Raw genomic sequence first — 725 nt, 5'->3', positions numbered from 1 at the left:
CCGTCGGCGAAGCGCACCGCCTCGCGCACATGCCGCACCCAGTACCCCGGGTCGGTCAACAGCCCCGGCTCAGCGGGTCGACCTGTCACGTTGGAGATGACGGGGATGGCCGGCTCGGCGAAGGTCAACCCGGAGACGATCTGCTCGAATTCGGCGAGCATCGGCTCCATCAGCGGTGAGTGGAAGGCGTGCGAGACGCGCAAGCGTCGGGTGCGAGCGCTCACCAGGCCCGCGATCTCCTCCACCGCGGCCTCGCTACCGGAGATCACCACGGCCTGCGGGCCGTTGACGGCGGCGATGCTCACGTCCTGGCGGCCCTCCAGCAGGGGAAGGATGTCTGCTTCGGGGGCGGCGATCGCCAGCATCGCCCCACCCTCCGGCAGCCCCTGCATCAACCGGGCACGAGCTGTGACAAGGGCACACGCATCAGGCAGCGAGAGCACCCCGGCCACGTGAGCCGCCGCGATCTCGCCCACCGAGTGACCCACCAGCACATCCGGAGTCACCCCGAACGAAGCGAGCAGACGGTACAGAGCGACCTCGAAGGCGAACAGCGCCGGCTGGGTCATCCCCGTCTCGGCCAGCACACCATCGGGATCGGAGAACATCGCCTCACGCACCGCACCGGGCAGCAGCGCGCAAATCTCGTCCAAGGCATCGGCGAACACCGGGAACGCCGCCGCGAGATCACGGCCCATCCCCACCCGCTGACTGCCCTGACCGGC

The 725-nt window shown here is 69.5% G+C and carries 1 protein-coding gene; it reads right to left on the bottom strand.

Features of this window, described 5'->3' with window-relative positions; genetic code table 11:
- Nucleotides 1-725 (bottom strand): acyltransferase domain-containing protein (locus tag ACTOQ2_RS44000; RefSeq protein WP_440108000.1); only part of this gene is annotated, 725 nt, incomplete at both ends.

Source organism: Streptosporangium sp. H16, from assembly GCF_051918855.1.
GTDB lineage: Bacteria > Actinomycetota > Actinomycetes > Streptosporangiales > Streptosporangiaceae > Streptosporangium.
Note: the sequence above shows the minus strand (reverse complement) of the source record. Positions and strands in the feature narration are given on the sequence as shown.